The following is a 16,544-nucleotide window of genomic DNA, read 5'->3' as shown; positions in this document are numbered from 1 at the left end:
GCAAAATGTAAGAACAACATGACATTTGATGTTATCCCTCATTAAAGAAATAAAAAGTAGGTATCTATGTGGCGGCAGCAAAATCTTTATCTTCTGCTATTTTCCTTATATTGGGCACAAGGGCTACCAGTGGGTTTTATGACCCATGCTTTACCTGTTATTTTAAGGGCACAAGGTGTGTCACTCGCTCATATTGGTGGTTTTGGTCTATTAATGTTGCCTTGGTCAATCAAGATTTTTTGGGCGCCGTGGGTCGATCGACATGCACTTTCCCGTTTAGGACATTATCGTAGCTGGATTCTACCTACTCAGTTTTTGACTGTGGGCGTACTTTGCATTTTGTCTTTTTTCCCCATTCAAGCTTTAGACCAGCCTATTTATCTATTTGCCTTTTTTATTTCGCTTCTTTTAATGAACTTAACAGGAGCAACACAAGATATTGCAACCGATGCTTTGGCGGTTAATTTGTTACAGCATGACCAGCAACATTGGGGAAATACATTTCAGGTGATCGGCTCCCGACTAGGTTTTATTGTCGGGGGAGGCGCCGTACTCTGGTGCTTAGACTGGTTGACATGGCAACCTACTTTTTTGCTATTAGCGGCTTTGGTGTTTTTAAATACTTTACCCGTTTTATTATTTAAAGAACCTCAACACAATTCTCATTCAAATAATGAACCTCAACTTAACCAACAAAACTTAGCCATAAAGATTAAGGCCTACTTGAGTTATTTCTCTCAAAATAAAGAGCTTCGTTCTTGGTTGGTTGTACTTATTACTTTTAAAGTAGCAGATGGTTTAGCTGGACCATTACTTAAACCTTTAATGGTTGATATGGGACTAAGTTTTACTCAAATTGGCGTTTATATCACGATGCTTGGTGCGGTAGCGGCACTGGCAGGGGCCGCAATTGCAGGTTGGATACTTAAATACTTTTCAAGACCTACGGCCTTAATTGTGTTTTCAGTATTTAAAATCATGAGTTTAGCGGCTTATACCTATTTAGCTTATGCGTATGAGCAGAAAATTCACCTCAATGTTTGGGGCGTTTATGCCGTAAATGCTTTAGAAGATGCATTCTCGGCAATGTTGTTGGTGGTTATGTTGACCTTAGTCATGCATTACAGTCGAAAGGAATATGCGGGTACAGATTTTACCTTTCAGGTTTCGGTCATGGCGACTGTGAGTGGTGTCCTTTATAGTTTTAGTGGTGTGCTTGGAGATGCACTTGGTTATTTCCATTATTTGATAGCTATTGTCATTATTGGGATTGTTACTTTGCTCCCTATTTACCTGTGGAAACATGCAAAACTACAAGAAAAATAATGTTAACTAAATGAAATAAAGAAATTTAATATCGCTTAAGGAGTGATCTAAGCTTCATCTAATACCTTTGTCTATATTTGTAAAAATGTATGTTTTTAGCTATTTAAAAGCTTTATTAATTATGCCATCTTGTTTGGGTAGCAAATGGAAGCTAAAAGGAGAAAAAATGGATCTCGTTAACAAGAAAAATCATGTGAATCAATCAAAATGGATAGAAAAATGTTCAAGTAGATTGGATATTAGCCTAAAGTCTAAAAAAGAATAATGAAATAACGATTTAATCATTCTATAAGATAAGAGAGTTGTGTAGGATTCGTTACAACATGAAGTTAAGGTAAAAATCTGTAACTCAAAGTATATTTTTTATGTCTTTGGTTATTGGTTTTGGTCTTGCATAACGTTGAAATTGGTTTTGGTTGCGGTAATAAAATTAATGTAACCAAAGTGGAGGAGAGTTGATTTTTTAGCCCCTTAATTTAATGGCGTAAATCAACTTGGCATGGATAGGCAACATAAAATATATTTTTGGAGTTTTTGATGGATCTATTCCTTAATCGTAAATCTTTCGTTGTTAAAAGTTTAGCTGTTACAGTTACAGCTTTAATGATGAGTGAGGCACATGCTGCAACTTCCGACAAAGCGGAAATTCAACAGCTTCGTAAAGAAGTTGAAGCTTTAAAAGCTTTAATTCAACAACAAAGCCAAGTGCAGCAACAACAGCAGCAAGTACAGCAACAACAGCAAGTTCAACTCGCTGAAGTTAAGGCACAACCGGTTGCTGCACCAGTTTCACCTTTAGCATCATTAAAATCTAAAGCTGGCGCTGATGTGAACCTATATGGTTTTGTTCGTGGCGACGCTAACTATATTATTGAAGGTGCAGATGGTGACTTCGCTGATGCAAGTAAGTCAACTGGCGAAGCAAAAGATAAATTGCGTGCAACAGCTAAAACGACACGTCTTGGTTTAGATTTTACTGCTCCAGTAAGTAATGCCAAAGTTGGTGGTAAAATTGAATTAGACTTTGCAAGTAGTGACAATAACAAATCTGAAAACGTACGTATTCGTCATGCTTACTTGACTTATAACAACTGGTTGTTTGGTCAAACAACGTCTAACTTCTTGGCGAGCCATGCACCAGAAATGATCGATTTCTCGACGAATATTGGTGGTGGTACGACACGTATTCCACAAGTACGTTATAACTATAAATTAGCTCCTGCAACTCAGTTATTTGTTTCAGCAGAAGAAGGTAATAGCTCGGCAACAGGTGACTCAGTTAAATACAGATTACCTGTATTAACAGCTAAAATCACTCAAGGCTACGCTGCAGGTAATGGTAATGCTTCTGCTCGAGCTTTTGTTGAAAACTATAAATCAGGTAAAGGTGATGACCAAACCGGATGGGGTGTTGCTGCAGGTACCGACTTTAAAGTATCAGATCCTTTAAAATTATTTGCTGATGCTTCTTATGTTGTAGGTAACAGCAACTACTTATATGGTAGTAATTCTGCTTATACTTTAGTTAATGATAATATTGAACAAAATGAATTTGTAGCAGTACAAGTAGGTGGAACTTATAAGATTTTACCTAACTTACGCGCTACTTTAGCGTATGGTGCTCAATTCGCTGATGACGGTACTGATTATGCAAAAGCATATACAGCTGGGAATGAAAAAGTTCAACAAGCATGGCTTAACGTAATTTACACACCAGTTAAACCAATTGACTTAGGTATTGAATATGTCAATGGTAAACGTGAAACCTTTGCTGGTGATGACTACAAAGATAACCGTGTTGGCTTAATGGCTAAATATAGCTTCTAAAACTAGCAAAAACATTATGTTTTGAAGAGTCGAGGTTCATGTGAATCTCGACTTTTTTCTTTTTATATAGAATTTAACAATGAGTAGTTCTAAAAGTAGCCAATTAGGGCTGCTTTTTTATTTAAGTGATTTTTAAGTTTTAATTTCTACAGTGAAGCATCATAAAAAGATTGTAGTCGTCCGAGATGCTTATTTTTTTTTCTAAATTAAGGAATAAACAGGTTTCACTGTTTATGTTTAATTTAATTTTAGCTATTTGGTTAGGAGCCATTCTCAATATTGGTTTCTTCCATAGCATTGATCTTTTAACTCCATATTTTGGAGTAAAGGCTATTCTATTTTTAGCAGCTACAGTGGTTATTGTTGTTGCTGCTTATTATGCGATTTTACAGATTTTAAACTGGAAATGGACAGCGAAAGTTTTTGCAATTTTGTTGGTTTTCATTGGTGGTTTTAGCTCTTATTTTGTGAATACTTTGGGCGTAATCATCTCGCCAGATCAGATTCAAAATATGATACAAACAGATGTATCTGAAGTTTCTGATTTAGTTTCATTACGGTTTGGACTTTGGGCAGTTTTCTTTGTTGTTTTACCTATTATTTTAATTACTCAAGTAAAACTTAAAAAAGAAAAAATATCTCATTTATTGTTGAAAAAAGTCGGTTCAATTGTCGCCTCTTTTGCAATTGTAGGAATTTTATTGTTCACATATTATGTTGATTTTGCAGCTATTTTTCGTGAACATCGTGATCTAAAAGGCATGATTTCTCCTCAAAATAGTATTTCTTCTTTAATGTCTTACTATCACAAGATGGCACCTAAGAAGAACTTACCATTAATACATTATGGTGAAGATGCTCATCAAGTTCAGCAAGTACAGAATCACTTGCCTAAATTGATGGTACTGGTCGTCGGTGAGACAGCTCGTGCGGAAAGTTTTTCACTCAATGGTTATGCCAAAAATACAAATCCAGAGCTTTCTAAACAAGATGTTTTAAATTTTTCTCAAGTCAGCTCATGTGGTACGGCAACAGCAGTGTCTGTTCCATGCATGTTCTCTGGCATGCCACGTGTTGACTATGATGAGCAATTAGCAAGTCATCGTGAAGGTTTATTGGACATTGCAAAGCGTGCGGGTTACCAAGTGACTTGGATTGATAATAATTCTGGTTGTAAAGGGGCTTGTGATCGTGTTGAGCAATATCAAATATCAGAAAAGTTAAAGCAAAAATGGTGTAAAGATGGCGAATGCTATGATGATATTTTAATTGATAGCTTAAATGAGTATTTAACCACTATTCCTAAAGAAGACACGCGTCCACGTTTAATTGTTTTACATCAAGTCGGAAGTCATGGTCCAGCTTATTACAAGCGTTCACCTACGTCATATCAACCGTTTAAACCGACTTGTGATACTAATGCGATACAGGGCTGCTCTCGAACAGAGTTATTAAATAGTTATGATGACACGATTGTGTATACAGATCATGTGTTAAGTCGGATGATCAATAACCTAAAAGAATTATCGAAATATCAAACAGGTTTATGGTATTTATCTGATCATGGTGAATCAACTGGTGAACATGGTATGTATTTGCATGGTTCACCTTATGCAATCGCACCGAGCCAACAAACACATGTACCAATGATTATGTGGTTTTCCGATAGCTGGAAACAACACAACCTTGCACAAGTGAGTTGTTTAGGCCAACAAACTAAAGAAAAGTTAAGTCAGGATAATTTATTCCCAAGCTTATTAAGTTTGTTAGATGTAAAAACTCAGGTCATCAACCCTCAACTGGATATGCTGCACTCTTGTGCCCATGTGAATTAAAGCGAGCCTAGAACATGACAAAAATCTTGATGATTGAAGATGATTTTATGATTGCCGAGTCAACAATAACGTTGCTGCAATATCATCAATTTGAGGTGGAGTGGGTCAATAATGGCTTAGATGGTCTGGCTCAGTTGGCTAAAAATAAATTCGATTTAATTCTTTTGGACTTAGGGCTGCCTATGATGGATGGCATGCAGGTCTTAAAGCAAATCCGCCAAAGGGCAGCAACTCCTGTATTAATCATTTCGGCACGAGATCAGTTACAAAACCGTGTTGATGGCTTAAACAACGGGGCAGATGATTACTTAATCAAACCATACGAATTTGATGAGTTACTTGCCCGTATACATGCGCTATTGCGTCGTAGTGGGGTGGAAGCTCAGCTTGCGAACCATGAGCAACTATTACAAAGTGGAGATCTGGTTTTAAATGTTGAACAACATATCGCAACCTTTAAAGGTCAACGGATCGACTTGTCGAATCGTGAATGGGCGATTCTTATTCCTTTGATGAGCCATCCAAATAAAATCTTTTCTAAAGCAAATCTTGAAGATAAGTTATATGATTTCGATAGTGATGTGACCAGTAATACAATAGAAGTATATGTGCATCACTTGAGAGCTAAACTCGGGAAAGACTTTATCCGAACTATTCGAGGGTTGGGTTACCGTTTAGGGCAATCGTAACTTAAATTTTGGAACTTCATAACAGTGCATTACTCATTAAAGAAACGACTGATTTGAGGCACCTCAATTTTCAGTGTCATTTTAGGTTGTATATTAATTTTTAGTGCCTATAAGGTTGCACTGCAAGAAGTTGATGAAATTTTAGATACTCAAATGCGTTATTTAGCAGAACGAACAGCTGAATATCCATTGAAAACCGTAACGAGTAAGTTCGATTTTCATAAAACCTATCATGAAGAAGATTTATTTGTAGATATTTGGGCTTATAAAGATCAGGCCCATTTATCTCATCATTTACACCTGTTGGTTCCACCTGTCGCACAAGCTGGCTTTTATTCGCATAAAACCAGCCAAGGTTTAATTCGTACCTATGTTCTGCCTTTAAAAGATTATCAGATCCAGATTAGCCAACGAGAAAAAGTCCGTGAGGCTTTTGCTTGGGAACTCGCAGGAAGTATGTTCATTCCTTATCTAATTATTTTGCCATTTGCGATTTTTGCTTTAGCCGCAATTATTCGTCGAGGTTTAAAGCCGATTGATGATTTTAAAAATGAACTGACTCATCGCGATTCGGAAGAATTAACGCCAATTGAAGCTTTAGACTATCCTCAAGAATTATTGCCCACTATTGATGAAATGAACCGTCTGTTTGAACGTATATCTAAGGCTCAAATGGAACAAAAACAGTTTATTGCCGATGCTGCACATGAACTCCGAACTCCTGTCACAGCTTTGAATCTACAAACTAAAATTTTAATCAGTCAACTGCCTGAGCATGAGTCATTGCAAAACTTGAGTAAAGGATTGGCGCGTATTCAGCATCTGGTCACCCAGCTTTTAGCTTTGGCAAAGCAGGATGTATCTTTGAGTGTGATTGAACCCACCAAATATTTTCAGCTTAATGATGTCGCTTTAAACTGTGTTGAACAGCTTGTTAATTTAGCCATGCAAAAAGAGATTGATTTAGGGCTGGTTCGTAATGAACCTATTGAAATGCATAGTGTTGAGCCGACAGTACATTCTATTATTTTTAATTTAATTGATAATGCAATCAAATATACGCCCCACCAAGGCGTGATTAATATTTCAGTTTTTACTGCTACAGATGGCGATGCATGTATACAAATTGAAGATAGTGGTGCGGGGATTGAACCTGAACATTATGATAAAGTTTTAAAACGTTTTTATCGGGTACACCACCACCTTGAAGTGGGCAGTGGCTTAGGTCTATCGATTGTTGACCGTGCAACTCAACGTTTAGGTGGAACTTTAACACTTGATAAAAGCTTAGAGCTTGGTGGACTTTCTGTTCTGGTTAAACTGCCTAAAGTTTTACATATTCATGAAACAAGAACTTGATTTATACAAGTTCTTGTTTGATTCGTTTTTCAAACTCAAAGCGGTAAATACAAACTGCATAAAATAAAATATTTACTGCCCAAACTACCCAACCTGTCCATAAATTGTGGCTCAGGAAATGCGCGCCACGCATCATTTGCCCCCAACCCATCATAAAGCCTAAGATAAGACCCGCCGCTAAGTAAAAATAGGCACGTTTAGGCCGCTCAAGACGATAAACAAAATAACCTGTCATTAAGATGAAACCAGCACTTGCATGACCGCCTGGAAAACAGTGTCCGTGTTTGGCGGTAAAATCCCATACATATCCTAACGTGGTAGGATGAACCATATTCCAAGGGCAAGCATGCGTCGATTGTGACTTTAATAAGCCAATTATACCGCTACCAATCATGCTCACAAAAAACATATAGCCATATTGCCAGCGATAAAGCTTCAATTTTTCTACTTTGAATGACGCAATCCAAAGACCTAAAAAGATGACATAAACAGTGGTGATGATTTGTTTTACGATTTCATGGTTAAGCCGTACAAGATACCAATTGTCCCGATTGAAAAAATGACCTGTTGAATCCATCCAAGGCTGGATAAGGTACATATCAATTTTTCCGCCGACTGGAAAAACGATTAAAAGCAGAAAAAAGCTTAAAAAAAGCAAGATAAGGTTAATTTGGAAAAAAAGTTTTTGCTTAGTCATTCTGATGAAATATCAATCGACAATGGATGCGACTAATTACATAAAATTAAGCTTAAATTGCTCTTAAACTAAATTTAATTTCGTGACCAAAATGATGAATGGGTGTATCCATTCACAACCTGTTGAGCATAAGAAGTTTAAAGTTTTTGCAAGCTATTTGGATAGTAATAAACAGGGAACAGGTTTTGTGAATGGAAATGGTTTTGGTCTTGCGTAGTTTTAGACGCTACTCATGCCGAAACAAAAGTAACGTAATTGACGGATGTTATTTGCTATTACAAAAGAAAAGACTCTGTCGTGCCTACACAGAATTAAAACATACCTTCTTCAGAATTTGCTGAGATCTTATGAATAGATAAATCTGCACCACGGAACTCATCTTCTTGCGATAAACGAATGCCAATGGTTGCTTTGAGTAAGCCGTACACAATAAAGCCGCCAGCGAGCGCAATGGCAATCGCAAGTGTTGTACCAATGAGTTGCGAGATGAAAGACACACCGCCTAAACCACCAAGCCATTGTTGACCAAATAGACCCACTGCAATACCACCAAATGCACCACACACACCATGTAACGGCCATACACCTAACACATCATCAACTTTGAGTTTGTTTTGTGTGTAGGTAAATAGGTACACAAACATCGCACCGGCTGCACCACCAATAACAAGCGCGCTGATTGGATGAACAATGTCAGACCCTGCACAGATTGCGACTAGGCCTGCAAGTGGACCGTTGTGTAAGAAACCTGGGTCATTTTTACCAATCGCATTTGCTGTAATCGTTCCCCCAACCATTGCCATGAGTGAGTTAATGGCAACTAGACCAGAAATAGCATCAACACGCTGAGCACTCATCACGTTAAAGCCAAACCAGCCGACAATTAAAATCCATGAACCAAGCGCCAAAAATGGAATAGAAGACGGTGGGTGAGCACTTACGCGACCATCTTTCTTATAACGACCAGAACGTGCCCCTAATAAAATGACAGCAGCAAGCGCAATCCAACCACCCATAGCATGCACTACAACTGAACCAGCAAAGTCATGAAAAGCTGCACCAAAGGTTGTTTCTAACCACTTTTGTAGACCGTAGTTACCGTTCCAGACCATGCCTTCGAAAAATGGATAAACCAGCGCAACTAAAGCGAGTGTTGCAATGGCTTGAGAACGCATTTTTGCACGTTCAGCAATACCACCCGAAATAATGGCAGGAATTGCCGCAGCAAAAGTAAGTAAAAAGAAGCAACGCATAAGGTTGTAGCCATGATCACTTGATAAAACCGTACCATCATGGAAGAAATGCTGGCCATAAGAAATGTAGTAGCCAACAAAGAAATATGCGATTGCAGAGAGGGCAAAGTCAGTCAGAATTTTACTTAGTGCGTTCACCTGATTTTTATGGCGAACTGTACCAAGTTCCAAGAATGCAAAACCTGCGTGCATGGCAAGAACCAAAACAGCACCAAGTAATAAGAAAAATAGATCTACATTTTGCATAGCATGCTCGAAAAAAGTGCTAAATTCCATTTTGGAACAAATCTGAGTCTATAAATTGCACCAAAATAGATTTAAGGAATCTAAAAACCTAAGTTTGTCGAAACAAACTCAATTGCATAAAAGTGAATATGCAATAAGCGCACCAATTTAGATTGGATAATGGGATTTTGACGACAAATGGTGCGTTAAATTGATCGAGATAAGGGCGATACTTATGCTTTTATGTTAAAAATCATCTAATACGCTTATAAATTGACCTAAAAAAGTTCGTTATTAAAATTTAAAAGAGTTGTTTTTATTTGAACTAATGATCCGACCAAACTTCCTGAGCAACTTCAATGAATGCTTTCACAGCTGGACTCATATGCTTTTTATTTTTCACCGCGAGTCCAATAGAACGCTTAAGATTCGGTTTAAAAGGGCGTTTGACTACATTTGGATAGAGTGAGAGCAATTCTTTGGTAATTACCATATCGGATACAATGGAAACACCTAACTGGTTGTGAACCATGCTGACGATACTTAGAATTTGTGAAACATAAAATTTGATATCTGGTTTAACGTTAAAGTTTTTTAGAATTAATTCGACCTGATGTCTACTGCCTGCCATTGTCATGATAAAAGGGCAGTTTTCTAGTTGTGCTGGATCAATATAGAGTTGTTGCGCGAGCGGGTAACTATTCGGAATTAGGGCAACAAAACGATCTTCGATTAAAGGGAAAGTATCGAACCGCTCATCTGGCATAATCAAAAAACCAACTTCTATACGCCGTTCCAATAACCATTGAGCAACTTCTTTATCCTCACCTTCATCAATATAAATTTCGATTTTAGGGTAGCGCTGCCGAAAGCTTTCTAAAATTTCAGGCAAGAGATAAATGGATGATGATGCCCCAAAAGATCCGATATGTAATGTGCCTTCATTTAATCCATGGATCGCAGCCACTTCTTTTTCTAACGTGTTGGAAATACTCAATAGCTCTTTTACATGAGTGAGTAACTGCTGGCCTGTTGTAGTCAGTTCAATATCACTTTGAGTTCTTGAAATGAGGTTGATGCCCCATTGTTGTTCTAATGACTTAAGGGCATGAGAAACTGCCGATTGTGAAATTCCCAGCTTTTCTGCTGTAGCAGTAAAGCTTTTTAGTTCAGCAATAAGTGCAAAAATTTCAAGTTGGGTAAATGTCATGTTGTACTTATTATGAGTAAAAACTCATTTTATCATGAGTTTTCATTATCTTTAATATATGAGTAAGCCAAGGAATTGCCAAAAAATAGCAAGCCCTTCAACCAAACTCGAGTAAAGAAATGAATAGCATTGTTTTATCTCTTTTTCCCTTAGTTGCATTAATTGCATCGGGATACCTGTTTAAAAAATATCGTTTTTTTAGCGATGAGTTTTGGGCTGGGGCAGAGAAGCTCAATTACTATATTTTATTTCCCGCTTTGCTTTTTAGTACGTTGTCGACCGCGAAAATTGACTTACAAAGTTTAAGTACAGCCATTATTGCCATGTTGATTGTGGTTTTGGCAGTCACCATTTTCTTGTACCTACTTCGCGTGTTTTGGCACATACCGCCTGCACGTTTTGGTGTGCACGTACAAAGTATGGTGCGCTTTAATACTTATATTGGTTTGGCTTTAGTGACTTCGCTTTTTAAAAGTGAAGGAATGGCAATTCTGGCAATTTTATTGGCGCTTTGCATTCCACTTGTGAACGTTATTTCGGTGCTTGCCCTAACCTCTAAAGAACACATGGCGCTTAAGCCTGTTTTGATTGCGCTCCTTAAAAATCCGTTAATTGCATCGTGTGTGGTGGGAGCGGCAGTCAATGCACTTCACATCCCGATTTGGGAAGGCTTTTCTAGCTTTATTAAGCTTTTTTCAGCATCGAGTTTGCCACTGGGTTTGTTATGCGTAGGTGCTGCTTTACAGTTCATGCAAATTAAAAAAGACATTGTGGTGTTGGCGGCAGACACTTTTGCACGACTTTTAGCAGTGCCTGCTTTAGCCTATGTGGTCTGCATGTGGTTTGGTTTACCAAGTCTACAAACACAAATTTTAGTCATTTTCTTTGCGTTACCGACTGCTTCTGCATCATACATTTTAACCAAAGTTTTGGGTGGAGATAGCCAGTTGATGGCAGCCGTGATTAGCTTTCAAACTTTATGTGCTGCCCTGACGTTGCCAGTGGTGATTTGGTGGATCTCTTAAGATATAAACATTTAGGTAAGATACGTTCTATTTTCCAAAAATTAACGTGCCGATTCTTACTTAAAGAATGCTTTGCTACCTTCCTCATCTGATTATTGCTACACTTTTTTCTTTTTCAGGTGGATGAGTATGTCCTTTGATCTCAAAGTGAGCTTGCAGCAAAGGTCTGAACCGTCTGCACAGCAGAAAAAACTTAATCGCCTGATTGATAAAATAGAACAGCAAAAAGTTAGCCTTAGCACATGGCAAAATGCACAAGCTGAGATTCAACAGCACATACGGCAAAAACTGATGCCTGTGTATAACGATTTGCATGAAGTCTTATTTCAGCAGTTAGAGCAGCTTTGGAATATGTTGCATAGCCATGAGTTTTCCAAAGCAGACATGCAACAACTTGATGAAAAAATTGCCCAGCTTGCACACATGTTGAAGCGCTCCAAACAGCTATCTGAAGAACAGTTGGAGTTAGTGAAGCAGATTGATACCTTTTATCAGCAACATGCAGGGGAGTCGGTAAAAAAGAATAGAAAAGCTCAACCGATAAAATTTGAATATGAAGTAAGTGCTGATCAAGGTTCTGAATTTGATGAAGACTTTGAACAGTATGCTGCCGAGCAGCAACACGCACGTGAACAAGCCAAACAGCAAAGACAACAACAAAAACGTGAACAAGCTGAGCAGATGGCAGCGCAGTCGTTAAAAACAGTTTATTTAAAAATTGCCGCGATGATTCATCCAGACCGTGAGCAAGATGAAACCAAAAAAGAAGAAAAAACTGAGTTGTTCCAACAGGCAAGTCAGGCCTATGAAAAGCAGGATTTGTTTTATTTACTCAAACTCCAGTTACAGCTTGAACAGAATAAAGGAGTAGGGGCTAAAGAATTATCTGCCGAGCAATTGCGGTTTTATAAACTGGCTTTAGATGCACAAAGTCAGCAGCTTGAAAGTCAAATTGCAGATATTTGGGATTCTTTTCAGTTAGCCAAGAATGTGAAAGCTGAGCATGTACACATTAGTGATGTTTATAAAGCTGTAGATGCGGACTGTGCTGAGTTAAAGCAGCAGGTGAAGTGGGAAAAAGAACGCTTAAAGCACATGAAAAAAGCGAGTGGGGTAGAGATGTTGTTGGGGCATGGGGTGCTTTGATTTATTAGATAACACCAATAATTAACTTTCAGAATTTATATGGTGCTGTGATATTAGTAGTGATGATTTGGGGGATTTTAAAAATTGGGGGCTATTTTATATAGCTGTAAGAAATTAGGCCTAGGTGGGCCTTTTCTAGTTTTGAAGTTGAGTTTTTATGTTAAATAAATTTTTAAGTATAATTTTAATGTTAGTAACTTATGTCTTTATTTCAATCGTAAGTTTTTTAATTGTAATAATTTTTTTAGTATGGATGGCGGGTAATTTTTTTGAAGAGAGTCTAAATAAGAAAAGATTGAAAAATAGTATTTTATATGATCATAAAATCTTTCCTAATTTGACAGAATCGATATTTTTTTATCAAAGGCTAGATTCATATGACGATGGTTACTGGATTGTAGTCTATCCCTTAGATAATAAAACTAAAGTAAATTTTTTACTTAAAAATCAGTCACCAGTTCAGAAAAAATTTACCTATTCAACAGTTGAATGTATTAAGCCAACTATTAAAAAACGTTGGAAAACATTTAAATCCAATATTCATTATGTTCAACCACCTGAGTTGTTAAGAGATCATGATGATTTTGAAGAACACGATTCTTTTAATGTGTATGGTTCAGAAAAAAATATTGGTTTAGTTGAACAAGTTTGCCAGCAAAATAAATTCATTATTTTAGAGGGAAGCCACAAAAATGATCACTTATATTGGGCAATCTCTGCAAATGGAAAACTATTATTTAGTGTGTATAAAATTGATTGATGTTTTTAATTCATTAAATTAATAGGTTAAGATTTTATTGAATTTATATTTTTGATCAATATTTGATTTGGTTATCTAATAGGTTTATATCAAAGCTTGAAAATATACGTCTTTCTGAACTGAGTTGTAATTATTTTCAACAAAAATCCCCTCACTAAGAGGGGATTCTTTTAATCAAATTACTGAATTAAAGCGCAGCAATTTGCTCCATATTCGCTTTAACTTTCTCTAATTGAGCAGCAAACTCAGCAAGCTTCGCTTTTTCACCTTCAACTACCGCTGCTGGTGCTTTAGAGACAAAGCCTTCATTTGCAAGTTTGCCCGCGATTTGGTCATGTTGCTTTTGGATTTTATCTAAATCTTTTTGCAAACGAGCAAGCTCAGCTTTAGGGTCAATTAAGCCTTTCATTGGTACAAATACCGATGCATGGCTGACAACGCTAGAGCAAGACAAAGGCGGTTCTTGGTCTTTATTCAAGAATTCAATGCTTTCAACTTTAGCCAATGCTTTGAACAATGCTTCAATACGAATGATTTGTTCACGTTCTGCATCAGATGTGTTTTGAAGTAATACTGGCAACAAGCGTGCATTACCTAAGCCTAACTCACCACGAATGTTACGTACCGCACCGATCAAACCTTGAAGCCATTGCATATCTGCTTCAGCTTGTTCGTTGATTTTTGCTTGCTCAGGAATAGGGTATTGAGCAGTCATAATCGTTGGACCGCCTTTACCAAGCATTGGTGCAAGCGTTTGCCAGATTTCTTCTGTCAAATACGGCATTAACGGATGAGCTAAACGTAAAGAAGCTTCCATCACTGCAAGCAATACACGGCGTACTTCAGCTTTACGCTCTTCCGCAACTTCTGCATCGTTCAGAACTGGTTTAGTTAACTCAACGTACCAGTCACAGTATTCATTCCAGATAAAGTCATAAATCGCTTGTGCAGCAAGGTCTAAACGGTAGGTTGCAAACGCTTGGTGTACGGCAGCTTCAGCTTTTTGCAGACGGCTCATAATCCACTGTTCTGGAAGTTCCCAAAGATCAGGGCGCGCTTCTTGACCAACAGTTTGACCTTCAACATTCATCAGAACGAAACGAGTCGCGTTCCAGATTTTGTTACAGAAGTTACGATAGCCTTCAACACGTTTTAAGTCGAACTTAATGTCACGACCAGTGTTTGCAAGCGCACAGAACGTGAAACGAACTGCGTCAGTACCATACGCATTAATACCTTCTGGGAACTCTTTGCGCGTTGATTTTTCAATCTTCGCCGCATCTTTCGGGTTCATTAGGCCAGTAGTACGTTTTGCAACCAAGCTTTCTAAATCAATACCGTCAATCAAGTCTAATGGGTCAAGTACGTTACCTTTAGACTTAGACATTTTTTGACCTTCACCATCACGTACTAAGCCGTGAACGTAAACAGTCTTGAATGGTACTTGAGATGAACCATCTTCATTTTTCATGAAGTGTAGGGTCATCATGATCATGCGGGCAACCCAGAAGAAAATGATGTCAAAACCAGTGACCAACACATCTGTTGGGTGGAAGGTTTTAAGGAAATCATTTACTTCATCTTGCTTCGCATCGCCAGTCCAACCTAAGGTTGAGAATGTCCAAAGCGCAGAAGAGAACCATGTATCAAGAACGTCTTCGTCTTGTTTAAGTTCAATGTCAGCAGCGATGTTGTTTTTCTCACGAACTTCTTCTTCGTTACGACCCACATAGATGTTGCCATTCGCATCGTACCAAGCTGGAATACGGTGACCCCACCAAAGCTGACGTGAAATACACCAGTCTTGAATGTCACGCATCCACGCCATGTACATGTTGCTGTACTGTTCTGGAACAAACTTAATACGGCCATCTTGAACTGCTTCAATTGCAGGCTCAGCAAGCGGAGCAATTTTTACATACCATTGGTCAGTTAATAATGGCTCAATGATCACGCCTGAACGGTCGCCACGTGGAGCTTTTAAGTCATACGGTTGGATTTGATCTAACCAGCCTTCAGCTTCAGCTTGAGCAACTAACTTTTTACGTGCTGCGAAGCGTTCTAAACCAGCGTATTCCGCAGGTGCAGTAATGGTTTTAGAAATTTGTTCACCAGCTTTGGCAATATATTCAAACTCACCTAAAACTTCGGCATTTTTGTTGAAGATATTAATGATTGGCAAGCTATTGCGTTTACCTAGGTCATAGTCGTTAAAGTCATGAGCAGGCGTGATTTTTACACAGCCAGTACCAAAGTCTTTTTCAACGTAGTCGTCTGCAACGATTGGAATTAAACGACCAGTAATTGGCAATACAATGTTTTTACCAACAAGATGTGCATAACGCTCATCTTCAGGGTGAACAGCAACCGCAGTATCGCCCAGTAACGTTTCAGGACGAGTTGTTGCAACTACTAGATAGTCTTTGCCATCTTGAGTTTTAACTGATTTGTCTTCAAAGAAATATTTAAAGTGCCAAAGTGAGCCTTTTTCTTCTTTGCTTTCTACTTCAAGGTCAGAAAGAGCAGTTTGAAGTTTAGGGTCCCAGTTTACAAGGCGCTTACCGCGGTAAATTAAACCATCTTCGTGCAAACGAACGAATACTTCTTTAACTGCGTTTGATAAACCTTCATCCATCGTGAAGCGTTCGCGTGACCAGTCTACAGATGAACCTAAGCGACGAATTTGTTTCGTAATTGTGCCGCCAGATTGTTCTTTCCATTCCCAAACTTTTTCGATGAACTTATCACGGCCCAAGTCATGACGAGTCACACCTTGTAAGCCAAGTTGACGCTCAACAACCATTTGAGTTGCAATACCCGCATGGTCAGTACCCGGTTGCCACAAGGTGTTTTTACCCATCATACGGTTATAACGGGTGAGGGCATCCATAATGGCATTGTTAAAGCCATGGCCCATGTGCAAACTACCAGTGACGTTTGGTGGCGGAATCATGATACAGAATGATTCACCGTGACCAGAAGGTTTGAAGTAACCTTGTTCTTCCCACGTTTGGTACCACTTCTTTTCGATCTCGGTTGGATCGTATGTGGTCGCAATATTTTGAGCGGTTTGAGCGTCAGTCATAGTAGCTTAGATCGAATATGCATAAAAAATTGCACCTATTGTAGCAAAAAAATGCCTCGAAATTAATGTGCTGAAAACAGATAAACGGTTTTGTATTTTTTTCAAAA

14 protein-coding genes are annotated in these 16,544 nt (G+C 38.2%); 10 read left to right on the top strand and 4 right to left on the bottom strand.

From position 1 onward, the window contains the following. The first annotated feature begins 66 nt into the window (after nt 1-66). The 6 genes from F936_RS17585 to F936_RS17560 all read left to right on the top strand — a co-directional run bounded on the left by F936_RS17585 (nt 67) and on the right by F936_RS17560 (nt 7,036). On the top strand, nt 67-1,326 hold the full coding sequence (locus F936_RS17585; protein ID WP_005049926.1) for an MFS transporter: 1,260 nt from the start codon (nt 67-69) through the stop codon (nt 1,324-1,326). A 73-nt stretch (nt 1,327-1,399) separates the two neighbouring features. Then, entirely contained in the window at nt 1,400-1,591 is a 192-nt protein-coding gene (locus tag F936_RS17580; RefSeq protein ID WP_026055601.1) for a hypothetical protein, read from the top strand. Nucleotides 1,592-1,863: 272 nt separating this feature from the next. Then, nucleotides 1,864-3,153 carry a DcaP family trimeric outer membrane transporter gene (locus F936_RS17575; RefSeq protein WP_005049923.1) on the top strand — a complete coding sequence of 430 codons (1,290 nt, stop codon included), beginning with the start codon at nt 1,864-1,866 and terminating at the stop codon, nt 3,151-3,153. 185 nt (nt 3,154-3,338) lie between these two features. Next, nucleotides 3,339-4,988 carry a phosphoethanolamine transferase gene (locus F936_RS17570; protein WP_003655378.1) on the top strand — a complete coding sequence of 550 codons (1,650 nt, stop codon included), beginning with the start codon at nt 3,339-3,341 and terminating at the stop codon, nt 4,986-4,988. A gap of 14 nt (nt 4,989-5,002) precedes the next feature. Next, nucleotides 5,003-5,677 (top strand): DNA-binding response regulator PmrA, encoded by a 675-nt coding sequence (locus tag F936_RS17565; protein WP_003655381.1) that lies wholly within the window; start codon nt 5,003-5,005, stop codon nt 5,675-5,677. 66 nt (nt 5,678-5,743) lie between these two features. Continuing rightward, nucleotides 5,744-7,036 (top strand): ATP-binding protein, encoded by a 1,293-nt coding sequence (locus F936_RS17560; protein ID WP_228136219.1) that lies wholly within the window; start codon nt 5,744-5,746, stop codon nt 7,034-7,036. 1 nt (nt 7,037) lies between these two features. On the opposite strand, the gene F936_RS17555 is transcribed toward F936_RS17560, so the two are convergent. Further along, the gene (locus F936_RS17555; RefSeq protein ID WP_016801817.1) at nt 7,038-7,733 is read right to left on the bottom strand and encodes a phosphatase PAP2 family protein; all 696 of its coding nucleotides are present in this window, start codon (nt 7,731-7,733) and stop codon (nt 7,038-7,040) included. A gap of 82 nt (nt 7,734-7,815) precedes the next feature. Between F936_RS17555 and F936_RS19285 the strand changes: the two genes are divergently transcribed. After that, nucleotides 7,816-7,950 (top strand): hypothetical protein, encoded by a 135-nt coding sequence (locus F936_RS19285; RefSeq protein ID WP_115735816.1) that lies wholly within the window; start codon nt 7,816-7,818, stop codon nt 7,948-7,950. Between the two features lie 94 nt (nt 7,951-8,044). On the opposite strand, the gene F936_RS17550 is transcribed toward F936_RS19285, so the two are convergent. Beyond that, on the bottom strand, nt 8,045-9,232 hold the full coding sequence (locus tag F936_RS17550) for an ammonium transporter (protein ID WP_005049911.1): 1,188 nt from the start codon (nt 9,230-9,232) through the stop codon (nt 8,045-8,047). Nucleotides 9,233-9,536: 304 nt separating this feature from the next. Then, nucleotides 9,537-10,421 carry a LysR family transcriptional regulator gene (locus F936_RS17545; RefSeq protein WP_003655388.1) on the bottom strand — a complete coding sequence of 295 codons (885 nt, stop codon included), beginning with the start codon at nt 10,419-10,421 and terminating at the stop codon, nt 9,537-9,539. A 119-nt stretch (nt 10,422-10,540) separates the two neighbouring features. On the opposite strand from F936_RS17545, the gene F936_RS17540 reads away from it, so the two are divergent. From F936_RS17540 to F936_RS17530, 3 genes are all read left to right on the top strand, one after another. Continuing rightward, on the top strand, nt 10,541-11,446 hold the full coding sequence (locus F936_RS17540) for an AEC family transporter (RefSeq protein WP_005049909.1): 906 nt from the start codon (nt 10,541-10,543) through the stop codon (nt 11,444-11,446). Nucleotides 11,447-11,575: 129 nt separating this feature from the next. Continuing rightward, complete coding sequence (locus F936_RS17535; protein ID WP_005049907.1) at nt 11,576-12,592, top strand: hypothetical protein; 1,017 nt, start codon at nt 11,576-11,578, stop codon at nt 12,590-12,592. Between the two features lie 157 nt (nt 12,593-12,749). Further along, a complete protein-coding gene (locus F936_RS17530; RefSeq protein ID WP_005049905.1) occupies nt 12,750-13,352 on the top strand; it encodes a hypothetical protein in 603 nt (200 codons plus the stop codon). 187 nt (nt 13,353-13,539) lie between these two features. On the opposite strand, the gene F936_RS17525 is transcribed toward F936_RS17530, so the two are convergent. Further along, nucleotides 13,540-16,437 (bottom strand): valine--tRNA ligase, encoded by a 2,898-nt coding sequence (locus F936_RS17525; RefSeq protein ID WP_005049902.1) that lies wholly within the window; start codon nt 16,435-16,437, stop codon nt 13,540-13,542. Between the last annotated feature and the right edge of the window lie 107 nt (nt 16,438-16,544).

It is taken from the genome of Acinetobacter calcoaceticus DSM 30006 = CIP 81.8 (genome assembly GCF_000368965.1).
Lineage (GTDB): Bacteria > Pseudomonadota > Gammaproteobacteria > Pseudomonadales > Moraxellaceae > Acinetobacter > Acinetobacter calcoaceticus.
This window is presented reverse-complemented; position numbering and strand designations above follow the sequence as displayed.

Excerpts from the sequence above, each read along its gene's own strand:
- F936_RS17585 (WP_005049926.1), top strand. The coding sequence starts at position 67 with ATGTGGCGGCAGCAAAATCTTTATCTTCTGCTATTTTCCTTATATTGG.
- F936_RS17575 (WP_005049923.1), top strand. The coding sequence starts at position 1,864 with ATGGATCTATTCCTTAATCGTAAATCTTTCGTTGTTAAAAGTTTAGCT.
- F936_RS17570 (WP_003655378.1), top strand. The coding sequence starts at position 3,339 with ATGCTTATTTTTTTTTCTAAATTAAGGAATAAACAGGTTTCACTGTTT.
- F936_RS17565 (WP_003655381.1), top strand. The coding sequence starts at position 5,003 with ATGACAAAAATCTTGATGATTGAAGATGATTTTATGATTGCCGAGTCA.
- F936_RS17555 (WP_016801817.1), bottom strand. The coding sequence starts at position 7,733 with ATGACTAAGCAAAAACTTTTTTTCCAAATTAACCTTATCTTGCTTTTT.
- F936_RS17550 (WP_005049911.1), bottom strand. The coding sequence starts at position 9,232 with ATGCAAAATGTAGATCTATTTTTCTTATTACTTGGTGCTGTTTTGGTT.
- F936_RS17545 (WP_003655388.1), bottom strand. The coding sequence starts at position 10,421 with ATGACATTTACCCAACTTGAAATTTTTGCACTTATTGCTGAACTAAAA.
- F936_RS17540 (WP_005049909.1), top strand. The coding sequence starts at position 10,541 with ATGAATAGCATTGTTTTATCTCTTTTTCCCTTAGTTGCATTAATTGCA.
- F936_RS17535 (WP_005049907.1), top strand. The coding sequence starts at position 11,576 with ATGTCCTTTGATCTCAAAGTGAGCTTGCAGCAAAGGTCTGAACCGTCT.
- F936_RS17530 (WP_005049905.1), top strand. The coding sequence starts at position 12,750 with ATGTTAAATAAATTTTTAAGTATAATTTTAATGTTAGTAACTTATGTC.
- F936_RS17525 (WP_005049902.1), bottom strand. The coding sequence starts at position 16,437 with ATGACTGACGCTCAAACCGCTCAAAATATTGCGACCACATACGATCCA.